Origin of the sequence: Dyella flagellata (assembly GCF_030160275.1) — a bacterium.
GTDB lineage: Bacteria > Pseudomonadota > Gammaproteobacteria > Xanthomonadales > Rhodanobacteraceae > Dyella_B > Dyella_B flagellata.
This window is the reverse complement of the sequence record NZ_BSOA01000055.1, coordinates 1-1,221: the sequence shown is the minus strand read 5'-3', so window position 1 is coordinate 1,221 and position 1,221 is coordinate 1. Positions and strand designations below refer to the sequence as shown.

General features: G+C 54.7%; 1 rRNA gene. It reads left to right on the top strand.

Annotated elements, in window-relative coordinates:
- Nucleotides 1–1,220: ribosomal RNA gene (locus QQJ96_RS23455) — 23S ribosomal RNA — on the top strand; the annotation flags it as partial.
- Nucleotide 1,221: the final 1 nt, after the last annotated feature.

Here is a 1,221-nt window from a genome sequence, read left to right as displayed (position 1 = left end):
CACCGTAACTTCGGGAGAAGGTGCGCCCACCGGTGTGGTCACATGCGTGACTGAGCACTGATGGGTCGCAGTAACCTGGCCGCTGCGACTGTTTATCAAAAACACAGCACTCTGCAAACACGAAAGTGGACGTATAGGGTGTGACGCCTGCCCGGTGCTGGAAGGTTAATTGATGGGGTCAGCCGCAAGGCGAAGCTCTTGATCGAAGCCCCAGTAAACGGCGGCCGTAACTATAACGGTCCTAAGGTAGCGAAATTCCTTGTCGGGTAAGTTCCGACCTGCACGAATGGCGTAACGACAGCGGCGCTGTCTCCACCCGAGACTCAGTGAAATTGAAATCGCTGTGAAGATGCAGCGTTCCCGCGGCAAGACGGAAAGACCCCGTGAACCTTTACTATAGCTTTACACTGAACGTTGAGTTCTTCTGTGTAGGATAGGTGGGAGGCTATGAAACCAGGACGCTAGTCTTGGTGGAGCCAACCTTGAAATACCACCCTGAAGTGCTTGACGTTCTAACCTAGGTCCGTAATCCGGATCGGGGACCGTGTATGGTGGGTAGTTTGACTGGGGCGGTCTCCTCCCAAAGCGTAACGGAGGAGCACGAAGGTACGCTCAGCGCGGTCGGACATCGCGCACTGTGTGCAAAGGCATAAGCGTGCTTGACTGCAAGATCGACGGATCAAGCAGGTACGAAAGTAGGTCTTAGTGATCCGGTGGTTCTGTATGGAAGGGCCATCGCTCAACGGATAAAAGGTACTCCGGGGATAACAGGCTGATACCGCCCAAGAGTTCATATCGACGGCGGTGTTTGGCACCTCGATGTCGGCTCATCACATCCTGGGGCTGTAGCCGGTCCCAAGGGTATGGCTGTTCGCCATTTAAAGTGGTACGCGAGCTGGGTTCAGAACGTCGTGAGACAGTTCGGTCCCTATCTGTCGTGGGCGTTGGAGATTTGAGGGGGGCTGCTCCTAGTACGAGAGGACCGGAGTGGACGTTCCGCTGGTGTTCGGGTTGTCATGCCCATGGCATTGCCCGGTAGCTACGAACGGAAGTGATAACCGCTGAAAGCATCTAAGCGGGAAGCACGCCCCAAGATGAGATCTCCCGAGAATTTAATTCTCCTTAAGGCACCATCAAGACTAGGTGGTTGATAGGCGCGATGTGGAAGTGCAGCAATGCATTGAGCTAACGCGTACTAATGCGCCGTGCGGCTTGACCATA